Raw genomic sequence first — 18,277 nt, 5'->3', positions numbered from 1 at the left:
TCAGTCGGCCAGCTCCAGAATACGTGCAACCAGCTGCGGGAAACTCAGCCCCGCCTGCTTCGCCGCCATCGGTACCAGACTGTGGCTGGTCATGCCCGGTGAGGTATTCACTTCCAGCAACTGGAAATTGTCATCACCGTCCACCATCACATCGACACGTCCCCAGCCGCTGCATCCCAGCGCACGCCAGGCAGCCACCACCAGCGCCTGCAATTCTGCTTCCCGTTCGGCACTCAAACCACTTGGACAGAAGTATTCAGTATCGTCAGAAATGTATTTTGCTTCATAGTCATAGAACTCGCTGGCGCTCTTAATTCTGATGGAAGGCAGAATCTGCTCGCCTAAAATACCGACGGTATATTCCGCACCACTCAGAAAGGCTTCAACCAACACGTCTTCGTCGTGACGAAAAGCTTCTTCCAGCGCCGCAGGCAGCGCGTCGAGAGTGTTCACCCGGCTGATACCCACGCTGGAACCTTCGCAGCTCGGCTTAACGAACAGCGGCAAACCCAGGGCTTCAATCGATGCCAGTGTCGCTGCATCTAAGCCGTTATCCTGCTGCTGACGTGTCAGCCAGACAAATTTACCCGCAGGCAATCCCCTGCCCTGCCACAGCAGTTTGCTGCGCAGTTTATCCATGGTGATCGCCGAAGCCATCACGCCGCTGCCGGTATACGGCATCTGCTGGAATTCCAGCACCGCCTGCAACGTACCGTCTTCACCGCCACGGCCATGCAGCGCGATAAAGGCTTTATCAAATCCCTGTTGCTTCAGGTTGAGCACCGACACCTCACGCGTATCCACCGGATGTGCGTCAATGCCCATTTCACGCAACCCGGCCAGTACCGCGTTACCGGACATCAGCGAAACTTCACGCTCCGCCGAGGTGCCGCCTAACAATACCGCGACCTTCTCAGCCATTGCGCACCTCCGCTTTCACCGTGGGTTGCAAACGGATTTCTGCCAGCTTGCGGGCGATTTTGCCAATGTTGCCAGCACCCTGAACGATGACCAGATCGTTACCGGTCAGCAGGGGGGCCAGTGCTTCTGGCAGCGCATCGTGTTCGGAGACCAGAATCGGGTCCACTTTGCCGCGGCCGCGAATCGCGCGGCACAGCGAGCGACTATCCGCTCCCGGGATTGCCGTTTCCCCTGCCGGGTACACATCCAGCATCAGCAACACATCCACCTGCGACAGCACGTTGGCGAAATCGTCGAACAGATCGCGGGTACGCGTGTAGCGGTGCGGCTGGAACACCATCACCAGCTTTTTCTCTGGCCAGCCAGCGCGTGCCGCTTTAATGGTCACATCCACTTCGGTCGGATGGTGACCGTAATCATCAACCAGCATGGCGCTGCCTGGCTTACCGTTCACGGGTGCGGTATCAAACTCACCCAGCACGTCAAAACGGCGACCGGTGCCCTGGAAACTCTCCAGTGCGGCCAGAATAGCGTTGTCGTCGATACCTTCTTCGCTGGCCACCGCCACCGCCGCGGCTGCGTTCAGCGCGTTATGGCGACCCGGTGCGTTCAGCGTGACATACAGTACCGGCTTGTCGTGGCGGATCAGGGTGAAATGCCCCTGCGCACCACGCTGCTCGTAATTTTCAATGCGCACATCCGCATCGTCACTAAATCCGTAAGTGGTGATCTGACGCCCGACGCGCGGGATCAGGTCACGGATAACCACGTCATCAACACACATCACCGCACGGCCATAGAACGGCAGGTTGTGCAGGAAGTTAATGAACGTCTGCTTCAGGTTCTCGAAATCGCCCTGATAGGTATCCATATGATCTGCTTCGATATTGGTAACAATCGCCACCATCGGTTGCAGATGCAGGAAAGATGCATCGCTCTCGTCCGCTTCGGCAATCAGATAACGGCTGCTACCCAGACGCGCATGGGTCCCGGCGGCTTTCACCAGGCCACCGTTGACGAAGGTTGGGTCCAGACCGCCTTCGGCATAAATGCTCGCTACCATCGCCGTGGTGGTGGTTTTACCATGCGTACCAGCAATCGCGATGCCGTGACGGAAGCGCATCAGTTCAGCCAGCATCTCTGCGCGGCGAATCACCGGAATTCGCTGTTCACGTGCCGCAACCAGCTCAGGGTTGTCCTGCGCCACGGCGGTGGAAACCACCACCACGCTCGCATCGGTCACATTTTCTGGACGATGGTTGAAGTAGATAGTTGCGCCCAGCGTCGCCAGATGCTGCGTGACCGGGTTGGGTGCCAAATCGGAACCGCTAATATGATAACCTTCGTTCGCTAACACCTCGGCAATACCGCCCATGCCAGCACCACCGATGCCGACAAAGTGGATGTGCCGGACGCGACGCATCTCGGGCACAATAGAACGCAGTTTTGCCAATTGCTGTGTATTCATCTGTCTCTGTTACCTGTGTTTTCCATTTGTACCTGAATCAGGTACGGGTCAGCCTCGCTGACCGATTAACTTATTTCGCGGCACCTGCGACTTCCTGCGCAACCCGATCGGTTGCATCAGGAATTGCCACCTGGCGGGCCTTTTCTGCCATGGTCAGCAGTGTGGGGCGATCCCAGTGGCGCAGCGTGTCCGCTACCACAGCCGCGGTGAACTGCGGCTGCTCAAAAATTTTAGCTGCGCCCGCTTGCTCCAGCGGCAACGCATTCCAGTACTGCTGGCGATCTTTATGCATAAAAGGCACGAAAATCGCCGGTAAACCTGCGGCAGCCACTTCACTCACCGTCAGTGCTCCTGAGCGGCAAACCACTACATCAGCCCAGGCGTAGGCAGCGGCCATGTCATCGATAAACTCGGTGACTTTATGCTGCGGCTGGCCCGCATCGCGATAAGCCTGCTGGACGGTTTCCAGCGCACCTTTGCCAGTCTGATGCCATAAGGTGATGGCATCGCCCAGTTCGGCGGCAACCGCAGGCAGCGTCTGGTTCAGGATACGCGCGCCCTGGCTGCCCCCGACTACCAGCACCCGTACCGGTCCGCTACGCCCTGCCAGGCGTTCGGCGGGCAACGGCAGCGCCAGCACATCGGTACGCACCGGGTTACCCACCACATCCGCGTTGGGGAATGCGCCCGGGAAAGCCTGCATCACTTTGGTGGCGATTTTCGCCAGCCATTTGTTGGTCAGTCCGGCAATACCATTCTGCTCATGCAGCACCACCGGGATGCCACAACTCCAGGCGGCCAGGCCACCAGGACCCGAAACATAACCACCCATGCCCAGCACCACATCCGGCTGCCAGTTTTTCATAATGCGGCGCGCCTGACGCCATGCATTGAAAATACGTACCGGGGCCAGCAGTTGTGCTTTTACCCCTTTACCGCGCAAACCGCTGATGCGGATAAAATCAATCTCGATACCATGCTTCGGCACCAGATCGGCTTCCATACGATCGGCGGTTCCCAGCCAGCGGACCTGCCAGCCCTGTTCCATCAGATGATGGGCGACAGCCAGACCAGGGAACACATGTCCACCGGTTCCGCCTGCCATCACCATCAGTCGCTTCCCACTCATCGACCACCTCGGGTAAACGCCTGGGCTTTTGCCAGACGCGTTTCATAATCTATGCGCAACAAAAACACGATGGCCGTCGACATGATAATCAGACTGGAACCGCCGTAACTGATCAGCGGCAGCGTCAGACCTTTGGTCGGCAGCATACCGGCAGCAGCACCGACGTTAACCAATGCCTGGAAGCTGAACCACACACCGATGGAACACGCCAGGAAGCCGGAAAAGCGCTGGTCAATCTCCAGCGCGCGGCGGCCAATCGACATCGCGCGAAAAGCGACGAAGAATACCATCAACAGCGCCAAAACCACACCGGCATAACCCAATTCTTCACCGATGATGGAGAAGATAAAGTCGGTATGCGCTTCGGGCAGATATTCCAGTTTCTGTACTGAATTCCCGAGGCCCTGCCCCCAGAATTCGCCACGACCAAACGCCATCAGTGACTGGGTTAACTGGTATCCACTACCGAATGGATCTTCCCACGGGTTCCAGAACGAGGTCACACGGCGCATACGGTAGGGTTCAGCGATAATCAGCAGTACCACTGCAAACATGCCGGATCCGATGATCGCCAGGAACTGCCATAATTTTGCCCCGGCGAGAAACAGCATCGCCAGCGTGGTCACGAACAGCACCACCACCGTTCCGAGGTCCGGCTGCGCCAGCAGCAACACCGCCAGCACCACCATCACCCCCATCGGTTTACAGAAGCCCCAGAAGTTATTCCGCACCTCTTCGACCTTGCGCACCAGGTAACTGGCGAGGTAGCAGAACAACGACAGCTTGGAAAGCTCCGCAGGCTGGATACGCAGCGGCCCCAGCGCAATCCAACGCGATGCCCCGTTTACTGAGCTACCCACCACCAGCACGATCAGCAGCATCACCACCGTCACCACCAGCATCACGTTGCTGTAGCGCTGCCAGAAATCCATCGGCACACGCAATGTCACCAGCGCCATACCGAGTGCCAGAATGATGTAAAACGCATCACGCTTGGCAAAATAGAACGGGTCTTCGTTCAGACGCTGCCCTACCGGCATTGAAGCCGAGGTCACCATCACGAAACCGACAATCGCCAGACCTAACGTCAGCCACAGCAGCGTGCGGTCATACAGCACCACTGGTGCATCTTCGTTCTCACGCGCCCCCATCACCCAATCTTTCAGGCGCAGGGAGAGGAAGCTGGCTATCGCGGTGCCGGGAATTCGCATCAGCCTAACTCCTTCGCCAGTTGCGCGAACTGGTCGCCGCGTTGTTCAAAATTACGGAACTGATCGAGGCTGGCGCAGGCCGGTGACAGTAAAACCATATCGCCCGCTTTCACCTGGCTGGCGATCTGCTCCATTGCCTGCTGCATGGTTTCGGTGCGCGTGGCAATTTCCGGGCGCAGCGCGGCCAGCGCATCACCATCACGACCAAAGCAAAACAGTTGTATGTTGTTACCTTGCAGGTAACGCGCCAGCGGACTGAAATCGGCCGATTTACCATCACCGCCCAGCAGCAGCCACAACGTCCCTTTGACCTGCAAACCATTCAGTGCCGCTTCGGTGCTGCCCACGTTGGTGGCTTTTGAATCGTTAATCCAGCGCACACCTTTCGCTTCATGCACCAGCTGGAAACGGTGCGGCAGGCCGGTGAAGGTGGTTAACGCTTTCAGGCTGGACGCACGCGGAATATGCACCGCATCCGCCAGCGCCAGTGCCGCCAACGCGTTGGTATAGTTGTGCTGACCCACCAGCTTCATTTCGTCGGTGTTCAGCACTTTCTCACCTTTCACCCGCAGCCAGGTGCTCCCCTGCTGCCGGTTGAGATGATAATCACCGAGGTCGATACCAAAGCTGACACAGCGGGTATCGGCACCGCGAACCGGCATGGTCATGCCGTCATCGGCATTCACCACGCAGACGCTGGCGTTTTCATAGATTCGCAATTTGGCGGCACGATATTGCTGCATCCCCAGCGGGTAGCGATCCATATGGTCTTCGGTCACGTTAAGGATGGTTGCCGCTGCGGCTTTCAGGCTATGGGTGGTTTCCAGCTGGAAACTGGAAAGTTCCAGCACATACAGCTGCGCCGGGGATTTCAGCAGCGACAGCGCCGGTAAACCGATGTTGCCGCCCACACCCACCTGCCAGCCTGCGGCACGCGCCATCTCACCGACCAGCGTGGTCACCGTGCTTTTTCCGTTCGAGCCGGTAATCGCCACAATCGGTGCCTGGGCTTCACGGCAAAACAGTTCGATATCGCCGACGATTTCGATACCAGCATCCGCCGCATCGCTCAGCGCCGGATGCGCCAGGGCAATGCCCGGGCTGGCGATGATGAGGTCTGCCGCCAGCAGCCAGTCGTCGTTCAACCCACCGACATAGCGCTCCACCTGCTCCGGCAATTTATCCAGCCCAGGTGGTGACACACGGGTGTCCATCACGCGAGGGGTCACCCCCTGCGCTAAAAAGAAATCAACACAGGACAGGCCCGTCAGGCCCAACCCGATGATGACGACTTTTCTGCCCCGATAGTCAGCCATAATTAACGTACCTTCAGCGTTGCCAGGCCAATCAGCACCAGCATCAGCGAAATGATCCAGAAGCGCACGATGACGCGCGGCTCCGGCCAGCCTTTCAATTCATAGTGGTGATGGATCGGGGCCATGCGGAAAATACGTTGCCCGCGCAGCTTGAACGATCCCACCTGCAGGATCACCGACAGCGTTTCAACCACGAACACGCCCCCCATGATCACCAGCAAAAATTCCTGACGCAACAGCACCGCAATGGTACCCAGCGCGCCACCCAGCGCCAGTGAACCCACATCGCCCATAAAGACCTGCGCCGGATAGGTGTTGAACCACAGGAAGCCAAGACCGGCCCCGACAATCGCGGTACACACAATCACCAGCTCACCGGCATGACGCAGATACGGGATGTGCAGGTACTCAGCAAACTTCACGTTACCGGTCGCCCAGGCCACCAGCGCAAAACCAGCCGCGACAAACACCGTAGGCATGATTGCCAGGCCATCCAGACCATCGGTAAGGTTGACCGCGTTCCCGGTGCCGACAATCACAAAGTAGGCCAGCAGAACGTAGAACAGCCCCAGCTGCGGCATGATGTCTTTAAAGAACGGCACCACCAGCTCGGTCGCCGGGGTATCTTTACCCGCCAGATAGAGCGCGAAGGCCACACCCAGCGAGATCACCGACATCCAGAAATATTTCCAGCGTGCAATCAGGCCCTTGGTGTCTTTGCGCACCACTTTGCGGTAATCATCGACAAAACCGATAATGCCAAAGCCGATCAGCACAGCCAGTACGCACCAGACATACGGGTTCGACGGATACGCCCACATCAGCACCGACACGGTGATGGAGGTGAGGATCATGATGCCGCCCATGGTCGGGGTGCCGCGTTTACTGAAATGCGACTCAGGGCCATCGTTACGCACCACCTGACCAATCTGCAGCTTTTGCAGCCAGGCAATCAGACGGGGGCCCATCCACAATGAGATGAACAACGCGGTCAGCAGGCTGACAATGGCGCGAAACGTCAGATAGGAAAAGACGTTAAAGCCGGAATAAAGTGCGACCAAATGCTCGGCCAGCCAGACTAGCATGTTCCTTTCTCCTGTAAGCTCTGTACTACCTGCTCCATGGCGGCACTACGCGAACCCTTAATCAAAATGGTAATGTCCTGATGTTCGGACAATAGCGTCCGCAAACGTTCAATCAGCGCGGCTTTACTGGCGAAATGCTCGCCATTGCCACTGTTTTCACTGATCAACTGGCTTAAGCGTCCGGTGCTCAGCACACAATCAATTCCGGCGGCTTTTGCCGCGTCACCGACCTGACGATGGCAGGCTTCAGCCTCCTCCCCAAGTTCGGCCATATCACCCACCACCATCACACGGTAGCCCGGCATATCACCCAGCACCTGCGCGGCAGCGGTCATAGAACCGACATTGGCGTTGTAGCTATCATCAAGCAGCAGTTGATGTTCAGCCAGACGAACCGGGAACAAGCGTCCTGGAACCGGCTGCAAGGTTTTCAGGCCAGCCTGAATCGCGTTCAGCGGTGCATCGACCGATAACGCTAATGCCGCCGCCGCCAGCGCGTTGGCAATGTTGTGACGTCCCGGCAGTGGCAGCGTGATGGCAATGTCGCCACGCGGGGTATGCAGCGTGAACAGGGTGGCATCCGGGCGTAGCGTGATATCGCTGGCACGGAACTCAGCATCCGCCTGCGGCTGCGGCGAGAAACGCCACAGGGTTTTACCGGCAAACTGCGGCTGCCAGTTCAGCAGATCATTGCTCTCTGCGTTGATGATGGCTGTGCCATGAGGCGGCAAACCGGCAAAAATCTCGCCCTTTGCTTTGGCAACGCCTGCCAGTGAACCAAACCCTTCCAGATGCGCAGCGGCCAGGTTATTGACCAGCGCCGTCTCCGGACGCACCAGATCGGTGGTGTAAGCAATTTCGCCCTGATGGTTAGCACCCAGCTCAATCACCGCATAATCATGTTCTTTGGTCAGACGCAGCAGCGTCATCGGCACGCCAAAATCATTGTTCAGGTTGCCAGCGGTATACAGCGTTTCCCCGCACTGACGCAGAATCGCGGCGGTCATCTCTTTAACCGAGGTTTTGCCCGACGAACCGGTTAACGCCACCACGCGTGCTTTCACCTGCTGGCGCACCCAGGCACCGAGGCGACCAAAAGCAATGCGCGTATCGGCCACCACCACCTGTGGTACAGCCACCGGTAATGGTTTACTGACCAGTAACGCCTGCGCCCCTTGGGCAATGGCATCCGCTACGAAATCATGGGCATCGAAACGCTCCCCTACCAGCGCGACAAACAGGCAACCCGCCGTCACTTTGCGGGTGTCGGTCACCACGTCGCTAACGCTGAGATCGTGGCCGTTAAGCGTGCCGCCTGAGATTTCCGCCAGGGTTGTGAGTGAAAGCGGGATCATGCCATCACCCCCAGCAGACGCGCGACGGTATCGCGATCCGAGTAATCCAGACGACGATTGCCGACGATCTGGTAATCTTCATGGCCCTTGCCAGCCACCAGCACGATATCGTTACTTTTGGCCTGCATGATGGCGTTAGTGACCGCCTGCGCGCGGCCAGCCACCACACGGGCGCGGCCCGGATCGAGCAGACCGGTCAAAATATCATTCACAATCGCCTGCGGATCTTCGCTGCGAGGATTGTCATCGGTGATCACCACCACGTCAGCGAACTGTTCTGCGATGGCTCCCATCAGTGGGCGCTTACCTTTGTCGCGATCGCCGCCACAACCAAACAGGCACCACAGCTGGCCTTTGCAATGCAGGCGAGCGGCCTCCAGCGCTTTCTCCAGCGCATCGGGCGTATGGGCGTAATCCACCACTACGGTAGGTTTATCAGGTGCGCTAAAGACTTCCATGCGACCGGTCACCGGCAGTAACTGTGACGCGCTGCTGACCAGCGACGCCAGCGGATAATCCAGCGAAAGCAGGGTTGCCAGCGCCAGCAGCAGATTGCTGACATTGAAAGCGCCCATCAGGCGGCTATCAAACTCACCGTCGCCCCAGCTGGAGCTAAAGCGAATATGTGCGCCACCATCGTGATACGTCACTTGCGTGGCTTTTAGCCAGCGGCCATGACAGCCGGGTTGCAGGTTATCCTGCATGGTGACGGCAACGGCATCCGGCAGTTTGGCCAGCCAGCGGCGTCCGACTTCGTCATCCGCATTGATAATCGCCACATCGACCTGATGTTCTGAGAACAGCAGCCATTTGGCAGATTCATAGCTCTGCATATCGCCGTGGTAATCGAGATGATCACGGCTCAGATTGGTGAATACCGCGGCGGCAAACGGCAGCGCGGCCACGCGATGTTGCACCAGACCGTGCGATGACACTTCCATCGCCGTAAGCGTGGCGCCCAGGCCAACCAGATCGTGCAGGACGTGCTGCACATCCACGGCGGAACCGGTGGTGTTTTCAGCTGGCACCAGACGACCGTACAGTCCATTACCGACGGTGCCCATTACGGCACCGGTTTCACCCAGCAGATTGGCCCACTGCGCAATCAACTGGGTGGTGGTGGTTTTACCGTTGGTGCCGGTGACACCAATTAATTTAAGCTTTTCAGCAGGCTGCTGATAAAAGCGTCCAGCCAGTGCCGAGAGACGCTGCGGCAACTGCGCCAGATAGATAACCGGGACGCCATGCATCTCACGGATATCTCCATCGCTGGCCTCACCTTCGGCTTCGGCAATCACTGCCGCCACGCCCTGGGCAATAGCCTGCGGAATAAATCGACGTCCATCAGCATGATGGCCCGCCACGGCGATAAACAGATCGCCAGAAGCCGCAGAGCGGCTATCCAGTGTCATGTCACGGAGTGGACGCGCCGGCGCGCCCGGCACCCACGGGGCCAGTAAATCGCGCAGGTTACGATCTGTCACTTGATTCCTCACTTCGGTTTTTCACCAACTCGTTCTTATCAATTACCGGTAGCGCATCGGGTTCGATATTCATGGTACGCAGCACGCCGCCCATGATGGCACCGAACACCGGCGCGGAGACCGCACCACCATAATATTTACCGGCCTGGGGATCGTTGATCACCACCACCAGCGCGAAACGAGGATGACTGGCAGGCGCAACGCCCGCGGTATAAGCAATGTATTTATTGACGTAGCGCCCATCCGGTCCGACTTTTTTCGCGGTCCCGGTTTTGATCGCAATACGGTAGCCCTTGATGGCCGCCTTCACACCACCGCCACCGGGCAGCGCGACGCTTTCCATCATATGCATCACGGTTTTCACCAGTTCTTCCGGGAAAACACGCTCACCGGGTACCGGTGGATCAACTTTGGTAATCGACAGCGGGCGATAGACGCCATAACTGCCAATGGTTGCGTAGACTCGCGCTAACTGTAACGGCGTTACCATTAGCCCGTAGCCGAAAGAGAAGGTGGCCCTCTCTATGTCAGACCACCGTTGTTTTTGAGGATATAAGCCACTGCTTTCTCCGACCAACCCCAAATTGGTCGGCTTACCCAGTCCAAAGCGCGCGTAAGTTTCTACGAGAGCTGAGGACGGCATCGCTAACGCCAGACGGGAAACCCCGACGTTACTCGACTTCTGCAGAACCCCGGTCAGGGTCAATTCGTTGTAACGCGCCACATCTTTGATCTCATGACCATTGATACGATAAGGCACGGTATTCAATACGCTGTTTTCTTTCACCACACCGCGTTGCAGGGCGGTCATCACCACCATCGGCTTCACAGTAGAACCCGGTTCGAAGATGTCGGTGATAGCGCGGTTACGCATCACATCTTTCGGTGTGTTGCCCAGATTGTTCGGGTTGTAGGCCGGGCTGTTGGCCATGGCCAGCACTTCACCGGTATTGACGTCCACCAGCACCGCCGAGCCCGATTCCGCTTTGTTGAAAGCCACCGCGTTATTCAGTTCGCGGTACACCAGCGCCTGTAAGCGTTCATCAATGCTCAGCGTCAGGTTATGGGCGGCACGGCTATCAACCGACGAGATATCTTCAATCACGCGACCAAAGCGATCTTTACGCACGGTACGTTCACCGGGTTCACCGGTCAGCCATTTGTCGAAGCTTTTTTCTGTGCCTTCAATGCCCTGGCCGTCGATATTGGTGAAGCCAATCAGATGCGCGGTAACCTGCCCCGCCGGGTAGTAGCGGCGTGATTCTTCACGTAAATAGATACCCGGTAGCTTGAGTTTTTTGACGTATTCGCCAATCGCCGGATTCACCTGACGTGCCAGATAGACAAAACGTCCTTTCGGATTGGCATTGATACGCGTGGAGAGTTGATCGAGCGGGATCGACAATGCATCGGAAAGGGCTTTCCAGCGGCTGTCGAGGGAGACACCACCGTGTTCATTCAATTCTTTCGGGTCGGCCCAGATGGCGTTCACCGGCACGCTGACAGCCAGCGGTCGGCCCGCACGGTCGCTGATCATGCCACGGGCAGTCGGCACCGCCTGGACGCGCAGCGAACGCAGGTCACCTTCTTTCACCAGTTTGTCAGGATTAATCACCTGCAACCAGGCCACCCGAGACAGCAGACCACCCAGTGCCAGTAAAATGCAGCCACACAGCAACGCAAAACGCCAGCTTACAAAGCTGGCCTTATCTTCCTGTTTTTTCAACTTCAGCGTTTTGCTCGCGCCGCTCATCAGGTTCTGAGATTCCTTATTGCTGCACCACAATGTTTTCCTGCGAAGGATCGACATGCTGCATTTGCAGTTTGTCGGTTGCGATTCGTTCTACCCGGCTGTGGTCGCCGAGGGCGTTCTCTTCAAGAATCAGGTTGCGCCATTCGATATCTAATGCGTCACGCTCCAGCACCAGCTGTTCGCGTTCTGCCGTCAGACGACGCGTTTTGTGCGTCGTCGTCACCACCAGCATGGCGGAAACCAAAACTGCCACCAGCAACAGCACCGGGATCTTGCCAAAACGCAGCAAATCGCCACCAATGACTCCGGGCAGACTGTGGCGTTCGTTTCCGATCATGACGCCGTCCTTTCAGCAATACGCAACACGGAACTCCGTGCGCGTGGGTTTTCAGCGACTTCGGCGTCTCCCGGCACCAGTTTGCCGAGGGTTTTTAGCTCCCGACCACCCAGCGCTTTCAGCTGCGTTTCGGTCATCGGAATGCCAGCCGGTACCTGCGGACCACGACTTTGATCGCGCATAAAACGTTTCACCAGGCGATCTTCCAGTGAATGGAAGCTGATCACTGACAGCCTGCCGCCAGGTGCCAGCACCGACAATGCCCCTTTCAGCGCGATGTCGATCTCTTCCAGTTCGCTGTTGATCCAGATACGAATCGCCTGAAAGCTGCGGGTCGCCGGGTGCTTAAATTTGTCTTTCACCGGTGTTGCTGCATAGATAACGTCGGCCAGTTCTTTGGTGCGCGTCATCGGCTGCTCACGGTTGCGCTCAACAATCGCGCGGGCAATACGTTTGGCGAAGCGTTCCTCACCGTAGGTTTTCAGTACAAAGGCAATATCCGCCTCTTCGGCACTGAGCAACCATTCCGACGCCGATTGTCCGCGCGTCGGGTCCATGCGCATGTCCAATGGCCCATCACGCATGAAAGAGAATCCACGTTCGGCGTCATCCAGCTGCGGCGATGACACGCCCAGGTCCAGTAAAACGCCGTCAATTTTTCCGTTCAGCCCGCGCTCGGTCACGTACTCTGCCAGCGCCGAAAACGGCCCGTGGACGATCGAGAAGCGCGGATCTTTTATCTCAGCGGCTGCGGCTATGGCTTGCGGATCGCGATCTATCGCCAGTAGCTGCCCGTTCGCGCCAAGTTGCGAAAGGATCAATCTGGAGTGACCACCGCGACCAAAAGTGCCGTCAATGTATATGCCGTCTTCCCTGATATTGAGCGCGTTAACCGCCTCATCCAGCAGCACTGTGGTGTGTTTGAAATTTTCCTGCATAGCTATAGCGACAAGTCCTGCAACCGCTCAGATAAAGGCTCCTGAGCCGACTGTTCTGCGTCAATATCGTCCTTAACTTGTTGATACCAGGTCTGTTCATCCCACAATTCAAACTTGTTGAACTGTCCAACCAGCATCACTTCTTTGCTCAGGCTCGCATGCTGACGAAGGGTATTCGCCAGTAGCAGGCGGCCTGCATTATCCATCTGACACTCACTGGCATGACCCAACAGCAGCCGCTGCACGCGACGCTCGGCGGGATTCATGCTGGATAAGCGAGACAGCTTTTTCTCAATGATTTCCCATTCGGGCAGGGTATAAAGCAGCAGGCAGGGCTGGTGGAGGTCGATGGTACAAACCATTTGACCCTGAGACTCTGCGATCAGCAATTCACGATAGCGCGTTGGTACGGCCAGTCGCCCTTTGCTGTCGAGATTGACTAACGTTGCCCCACGGAACATGCCAGCCTCACCCCTCAGATACCCTTTTTCACCACTTTATCCCACATTTTACCACGAAAAGAGTTTACGGAGCCGATGAAATCCTTGTCAAGCCGCAACGGCAAGTGAATATCACTCTTTACAGCGGGTGAAATTATTTGGCGGTGGGAATAAGAAGGTCGTGAATGGCAAAATAAAAATTAACCTGATGAATAATGGAATAAAAATTTTCACGTATTGAAAAGCGGCGAAAAATAAAGCGCTTTATCGCGTTTTGATAAATATCTGACGATATGCGACAGCGGCTGCATTTTAGGGGATTTCCTAAAGGAAGCCCAGCACCATCGCGACAGCTCTGCTACCAGCAGATGCCGAAGATGTAAACAAATAAGAAAAGGTAGTGCGCTTAATTTGTTAGCAAGGTCGAGGAGAATTTACGCTTTTTTACGTGGAAGGTTGCGGGGGAAATTAAAAGCATGATGAATAAAGTGGGCAGCACGCCGCCCATCATTCATTTTATCCGGCGGCTTAATTGCCCACGACGGAATAAATTACGGCGAATTCGGGTTAAACCTGGCTTCGGTTTCCGCGGTTCATCCAGCGAGGCTAAAACCAGTTCCAGAACGCGCTCGGCAACATCACGATGACGCTGTCCCACCGCCAGCACCGGACACTCAAGGAAATCCAGTAACTCGTGGTCGCCAAAAGTGGCAATCGCCAGATCGGTGGGTAACCGCCCGTCACGTTTCAGCGTGACATCCATAACGCCCTGCAACAAACCGAAAGAAGTGGTGAACAAGGCCTCCGGCATCGGGTGATCTTCCAGATACTTCTCGAACAGGGCCGCTGCCGCAGTACGTTCAAAGCTATTGCAGTAGATATAATCAATCGGGCGTTCGTCGTCTTTCCAGGCTTCACGGAAGCCCATTTCACGCAGGAAACTCACCGACAACTCTGGCAGTGCTCCAAGGAACAGCACATTTTTCACCGGTAGCTGACGCAATTCAGCGGCAAGCTGATGGGCATCATCCTGATCGGCACCCACCACGCTGGTAAAATGTTCACGATCCAGCGCGCGATCCAGCGCAATGATCGGCAGTGGATCGTTGATCCAGCGCTGATAAAACGGATGCTCTGGCGGCAACGAGGTGGAGACGATGATCGCATCTACCTGACGCTGCAACAAATGTTCGATGCAACGCATTTCATTGTCAGGCTGATCTTCCGAGCAGGCGATCAGCAGCTGGTAGCCACGCTGGCGTGCCTGACGCTCAAGATAGTTCGCGATACGCGTATAGCTGGTATTTTCCAGATCGGGGATCACCAGGCCAATTGAACGGGTACGTCCGGCACGCAAGCCCGCCGCCACGGCATTCGGGTGATAATTGTACTCACGCACCACCGCCATCACTTTCTCGACGGTTTTGTCGCTGACACGATATTGCCGCGCTTTGCCATTAATGACGTAGCTGGCCGTGGTGCGCGACACGCCAGCCAGGCGCGCGATTTCATCCAGTTTCACGATGACACCTTAATTCCTGATTAGCCATGCTGGCGAAAATGTCCGCAGAGTAGCTAAGGGTAAAACATTTGTAACATCTAACCGCAGAAAACTACGCTGAGCAACCGCTTTTATCCGCTGGGGTGTGCAAGCGCATAAAATAAAAAAACCCGGCATTCCGCCGGGTTAGCATTGAGACTCAATCCGGGCAGTGACAATTAACGCATGATGCGCTCGCCACGAGCCACGCCGACGATACCGGAGCGCGCCACTTCCACGATTTCCGCAACGTCGCGGACGGTGTTCAGGAACGCATCCAGTTTGTCGCTGGTGCCCGCCAGCTGAACCGTGTACAGCGTTGGCGTCACATCGATGATCTGCCCACGGAAAATTTCCGCGCTACGCTTCACTTCTTCGCGGCCATAACCGGTGGCCTGGATTTTCACCAGCATGATTTCACGTTCAACGTAGGCACCCTGCCCCAGTTCGCTGACACGTAACACGTCCACCAGCTTATGCAGTTGCTTCTCGATCTGCTCCAGCACCTTGGCATCGCCGACGGTTTGAATCGTCATGCGGGACAGGGTGGGATCGTCAGTCGGGGCGACCGTCAGACTTTCGATGTTGTAGCCACGCTGCGAAAACAGCCCAATCACGCGGGACAATGCGCCGGATTCGTTCTCCAGCAGTACCGATAAAATGCGACGCATAATTATGTCCTCTCCGTTTTGCTCAACCACATCTCGTCCATACCGCCACCACGAATCTGCATCGGGTAAACGTGCTCGCTGCCATCCACGGTCACATCCACAAACACCAGACGCCCTTTCGCCAGGGTCTCCAGCGCCTGCGTCAGTTTCTCTTCCAGCTCGGCCGGATGCTGAATGGCGATACCCACGTGGCCATAAGCCTCAGCGAGACGCACGAAGTCCGGCAGTGATTCCATATAGGATTGCGAATGGCGGCCAGAGTAGATCATGTCCTGCCACTGCTTCACCATGCCGAGGAAGCGGTTGTTCAGGTTCAGCACCAGCACAGGCAAATCGTATTGCAGCGCGGTCGAGAGTTCCTGAATGTTCATCTGGATACTGCCATCACCGGTGACACAGATAACGGTTTCTTCCGGCAGCGCCATTTTCACACCCAGCGCGGCAGGCAGGCCAAAGCCCATGGTGCCGAGGCCACCGGAGTTGATCCAGCGACGCGGCTTATCAAACTGATAATACAGCGCAGCAAACATCTGGTGCTGACCGACGTCTGACGTGACGTAAGCCTCACCTTTGGTCAAACGCCAGATGGTTTCGATAACCGCCTGCGGTTTGATTTTGTCGCTGGTGCGATCAAATTCGAGGCATTTGCGGCTGCGCCAGCCGTCGATGCGTTGCCACCAGTCACGCAGGCTGTCGAGCTCCTGCTTAACGTCGGTCTGTGCCAGCAACTCCAGCATTTGCGACAGCGTTTGTTTCGCATCGCCAACAATAGGGATATCGGCCGCGACGGTTTTGGAGATCGAAGTGGGATCAACGTCGATATGCATCACCGTAGCGTTCGGGCAATATTTCGCCAGGTTGTTGGTGGTGCGGTCATCGAAGCGCACACCGATGCCGAAAATCAGATCGGCGTTGTGCATCACCATGTTGGCTTCATAGGTGCCGTGCATGCCGAGCATACCCACGCACTGACGATGCGTACCCGGGAAGGCACCCAATCCCATCAGGGAAGTGGTCACCGGAATGTTCAGCGTTTCCGCCAGTTGCAGCAGTTCCGCTTCACAACCCGAAGTAATGGCACCGCCACCCACGTACATCACCGGATTATGCGCCGCCAGCAGCGTCTGCAATGCGCGCTTAATCTGTCCCTTGTGGCCCTGAATCGTCGGGTTGTAGGAACGCATGCTAACCGATTCCGGCCAGACGTAGGGCAGCTTATTGGCCGGGTTAAGAATATCTTTTGGCAGATCGATAACCACCGGACCCGGACGACCACTGGACGCCAGCCAGAAGGCTTTCTTGATCACGGTAGGGATTTCTTCGGTGCTTTTCACCAGGAAGCTGTGCTTCACCACCGGACGGGAAATCCCGACCATGTCGCACTCCTGGAAAGCGTCATAACCGATCAGCGAAGAAGGCACCTGACCCGACAACACCACCATCGGGATGGAGTCCATATAGGCAGTCGCGATGCCGGTAATGGCATTGGTGGCACCCGGGCCGGAAGTCACCAGCACGACGCCAACTTCGCCGGTGGCGCGCGCCAGGCCGTCAGCCATATGCACAGCGCCCTGCTCATGGCGAACTAATACGTGGTCGATACCGCCGACCGTTTGCAGAGCGTCATAAATATCGAGCACCGCTCCGCCCGGATAACCGAATACCTGCTTAACGCCCTGATCGATTAACGAACGGACGACCATTTCGGCTCCTGACAACATCTCCATTTTCTGCCTCCAGGCTTGAGGAACTGAATCCACTGACGACCGCTTTCCGGCGCGCCACTTGCATCCTGCCCCATATTCGCCAATTAAGATCAAAACCTTATGTTTATGCTCAGAAGAGGGAAGTCATTTCCACCTTCCAGGTACAGGGAAATCTACTTGAGTTCATTCTTTTGAGAGTAGGTCGATTACCATAACCGCAGAAAACCCGGCAGGCAAACGCCGCAACGCCGTACCGTGCTGATGATGGCAGTAAAGGCACTAAGGGGTGATAATCGCTTGCGAGGATTAAACTAATGCCAGCACTGAAGGGCAGAGGATAATGCTGGTCTGGTGATTATTTCCAGCGAGTTATAAGAAATATACGATGCATATTTTGCAACGTTCCAGCCCACAATCTTACCTGCCAATTAATTTCTGGCGTGATTATCTTTAAAATCTGTCTCTCACATGAGAATCGTCTAAACAACCCGGTGAATACTGACTTATTACCAGAGAAACAGCCTATAAAAAACACATAAAAATCATTACGTTAAAATTAACATTCATTTTTAAAACTTTTTTTAAGCGGATTCAGCTAACCCATCCCCCCTTAATATTTGTTTTTCCTCTGAACAAGCGGATTATCACAGCAGATCCGCCTTAAGCGCATCGGGAAATAACCTTTCACTTATGGTTGACATCGTCGGCCTTTCTCAGTATCAATATGTGCAGCACTCAATTTACGAGGTTTGATCCATGTCCCGTTCTTTCCGTCTACTTGGTCTACTACTAATCGCATCCTCATTGCGCGGTAGACTCGTGGGCGGAATCGGCAACTGATTCGAACCTGCAGAAAGTTTAAAAAAACCCGCGCCATGCGCGGGTTTTTTTATGCTCGTAGCACCGGCGAAGTTAATGCATAA

General features: G+C 56.1%; 15 protein-coding genes. All 15 read right to left on the bottom strand.

Annotated features, from left to right (window positions below; all coding sequences use genetic code 11):
- The 15 genes from AC6I8X_RS03720 to ilvI all read right to left on the bottom strand — a co-directional run bounded on the left by AC6I8X_RS03720 (position 1) and on the right by ilvI (position 17,375).
- The gene (locus AC6I8X_RS03720) at positions 1-921 is read right to left on the bottom strand and encodes a D-alanine--D-alanine ligase (RefSeq protein ID WP_084872685.1); all 921 of its coding nucleotides are present in this window, start codon (positions 919-921) and stop codon (positions 1-3) included.
- Positions 914-2,389 carry a UDP-N-acetylmuramate--L-alanine ligase gene (murC, locus tag AC6I8X_RS03715; RefSeq protein WP_497840585.1) on the bottom strand — a complete coding sequence of 492 codons (1,476 nt, stop codon included), beginning with the start codon at positions 2,387-2,389 and terminating at the stop codon, positions 914-916. Before murC ends, AC6I8X_RS03720 begins: the two co-directional genes overlap by 8 nt.
- Before the next feature lie 70 nt (positions 2,390-2,459).
- A complete protein-coding gene (gene murG, locus AC6I8X_RS03710; protein WP_084872680.1) occupies positions 2,460-3,518 on the bottom strand; it encodes an undecaprenyldiphospho-muramoylpentapeptide beta-N-acetylglucosaminyltransferase in 1,059 nt (352 codons plus the stop codon).
- Complete coding sequence (gene ftsW, locus AC6I8X_RS03705; RefSeq protein WP_313689949.1) at positions 3,515-4,729, bottom strand: cell division protein FtsW; 1,215 nt, start codon at positions 4,727-4,729, stop codon at positions 3,515-3,517. The genes murG and ftsW overlap by 4 nt, the downstream gene beginning before the upstream one ends.
- Entirely contained in the window at positions 4,729-6,045 is a 1,317-nt protein-coding gene (gene murD / locus AC6I8X_RS03700) for a UDP-N-acetylmuramoyl-L-alanine--D-glutamate ligase (RefSeq protein ID WP_497840584.1), read from the bottom strand. Before murD ends, ftsW begins: the two co-directional genes overlap by 1 nt.
- A gap of 2 nt (positions 6,046-6,047) precedes the next feature.
- The gene (mraY, locus tag AC6I8X_RS03695; protein ID WP_084872672.1) at positions 6,048-7,130 is read right to left on the bottom strand and encodes a phospho-N-acetylmuramoyl-pentapeptide-transferase; all 1,083 of its coding nucleotides are present in this window, start codon (positions 7,128-7,130) and stop codon (positions 6,048-6,050) included.
- A complete protein-coding gene (gene murF, locus AC6I8X_RS03690) occupies positions 7,124-8,485 on the bottom strand; it encodes a UDP-N-acetylmuramoyl-tripeptide--D-alanyl-D-alanine ligase (RefSeq protein WP_313689908.1) in 1,362 nt (453 codons plus the stop codon). Before murF ends, mraY begins: the two co-directional genes overlap by 7 nt.
- The gene (gene murE, locus AC6I8X_RS03685; protein ID WP_497840583.1) at positions 8,482-9,969 is read right to left on the bottom strand and encodes a UDP-N-acetylmuramoyl-L-alanyl-D-glutamate--2,6-diaminopimelate ligase; all 1,488 of its coding nucleotides are present in this window, start codon (positions 9,967-9,969) and stop codon (positions 8,482-8,484) included. Before murE ends, murF begins: the two co-directional genes overlap by 4 nt.
- Positions 9,956-11,722, bottom strand: coding sequence for a peptidoglycan glycosyltransferase FtsI (locus tag AC6I8X_RS03680; protein ID WP_416413143.1), 1,767 nt, complete (start codon positions 11,720-11,722; stop codon positions 9,956-9,958). Before AC6I8X_RS03680 ends, murE begins: the two co-directional genes overlap by 14 nt.
- 16 nt (positions 11,723-11,738) lie before the next feature.
- Entirely contained in the window at positions 11,739-12,059 is a 321-nt protein-coding gene (gene ftsL / locus AC6I8X_RS03675; protein ID WP_084872661.1) for a cell division protein FtsL, read from the bottom strand.
- A complete protein-coding gene (gene rsmH, locus AC6I8X_RS03670) occupies positions 12,056-12,997 on the bottom strand; it encodes a 16S rRNA (cytosine(1402)-N(4))-methyltransferase RsmH (RefSeq protein WP_313690402.1) in 942 nt (313 codons plus the stop codon). The genes ftsL and rsmH overlap by 4 nt, the downstream gene beginning before the upstream one ends.
- Before the next feature lie 2 nt (positions 12,998-12,999).
- Positions 13,000-13,458 (bottom strand): division/cell wall cluster transcriptional repressor MraZ, encoded by a 459-nt coding sequence (gene mraZ, locus AC6I8X_RS03665; RefSeq protein WP_084872656.1) that lies wholly within the window; start codon positions 13,456-13,458, stop codon positions 13,000-13,002.
- A gap of 490 nt (positions 13,459-13,948) precedes the next feature.
- Complete coding sequence (gene cra, locus AC6I8X_RS03660) at positions 13,949-14,959, bottom strand: catabolite repressor/activator (RefSeq protein WP_299457461.1); 1,011 nt, start codon at positions 14,957-14,959, stop codon at positions 13,949-13,951.
- A gap of 197 nt (positions 14,960-15,156) precedes the next feature.
- Entirely contained in the window at positions 15,157-15,648 is a 492-nt protein-coding gene (ilvN, locus tag AC6I8X_RS03655; RefSeq protein WP_084872650.1) for an acetolactate synthase small subunit, read from the bottom strand.
- A 2-nt stretch (positions 15,649-15,650) separates the two neighbouring features.
- Positions 15,651-17,375: an acetolactate synthase 3 large subunit gene (ilvI, locus tag AC6I8X_RS03650; RefSeq protein WP_084872647.1), complete on the bottom strand. Its 1,725-nt coding sequence runs from the start codon at positions 17,373-17,375 to the stop codon at positions 15,651-15,653.
- Between the last annotated feature and the right edge of the window lie 902 nt (positions 17,376-18,277).

The organism is Pantoea sp. X-Soil-TKNS-1280 (assembly GCF_059730475.1).
This window is presented reverse-complemented; position numbering and strand designations above follow the sequence as displayed.

What these genes read in the sequence shown, in the direction of transcription:
- ilvN (WP_084872650.1), bottom strand. Translation starts at nt 15,648, where the DNA reads ATGCGTCGCATTTTATCGGTACTGCTGGAGAACGAATCCGGCGCATTG.
- ftsW (WP_313689949.1), bottom strand. Translation starts at nt 4,729, where the DNA reads ATGCGAATTCCCGGCACCGCGATAGCCAGCTTCCTCTCCCTGCGCCTG.
- murD (WP_497840584.1), bottom strand. Translation starts at nt 6,045, where the DNA reads ATGGCTGACTATCGGGGCAGAAAAGTCGTCATCATCGGGTTGGGCCTG.
- ftsL (WP_084872661.1), bottom strand. Translation starts at nt 12,059, where the DNA reads ATGATCGGAAACGAACGCCACAGTCTGCCCGGAGTCATTGGTGGCGAT.
- mraY (WP_084872672.1), bottom strand. Translation starts at nt 7,130, where the DNA reads ATGCTAGTCTGGCTGGCCGAGCATTTGGTCGCACTTTATTCCGGCTTT.
- rsmH (WP_313690402.1), bottom strand. Translation starts at nt 12,997, where the DNA reads ATGCAGGAAAATTTCAAACACACCACAGTGCTGCTGGATGAGGCGGTT.
- mraZ (WP_084872656.1), bottom strand. Translation starts at nt 13,458, where the DNA reads ATGTTCCGTGGGGCAACGTTAGTCAATCTCGACAGCAAAGGGCGACTG.
- murC (WP_497840585.1), bottom strand. Translation starts at nt 2,389, where the DNA reads ATGAATACACAGCAATTGGCAAAACTGCGTTCTATTGTGCCCGAGATG.
- AC6I8X_RS03720 (WP_084872685.1), bottom strand. Translation starts at nt 921, where the DNA reads ATGGCTGAGAAGGTCGCGGTATTGTTAGGCGGCACCTCGGCGGAGCGT.
- murG (WP_084872680.1), bottom strand. Translation starts at nt 3,518, where the DNA reads ATGAGTGGGAAGCGACTGATGGTGATGGCAGGCGGAACCGGTGGACAT.
- ilvI (WP_084872647.1), bottom strand. Translation starts at nt 17,375, where the DNA reads ATGGAGATGTTGTCAGGAGCCGAAATGGTCGTCCGTTCGTTAATCGAT.
- murF (WP_313689908.1), bottom strand. Translation starts at nt 8,485, where the DNA reads ATGATCCCGCTTTCACTCACAACCCTGGCGGAAATCTCAGGCGGCACG.
- AC6I8X_RS03680 (WP_416413143.1), bottom strand. Translation starts at nt 11,722, where the DNA reads ATGAGCGGCGCGAGCAAAACGCTGAAGTTGAAAAAACAGGAAGATAAG.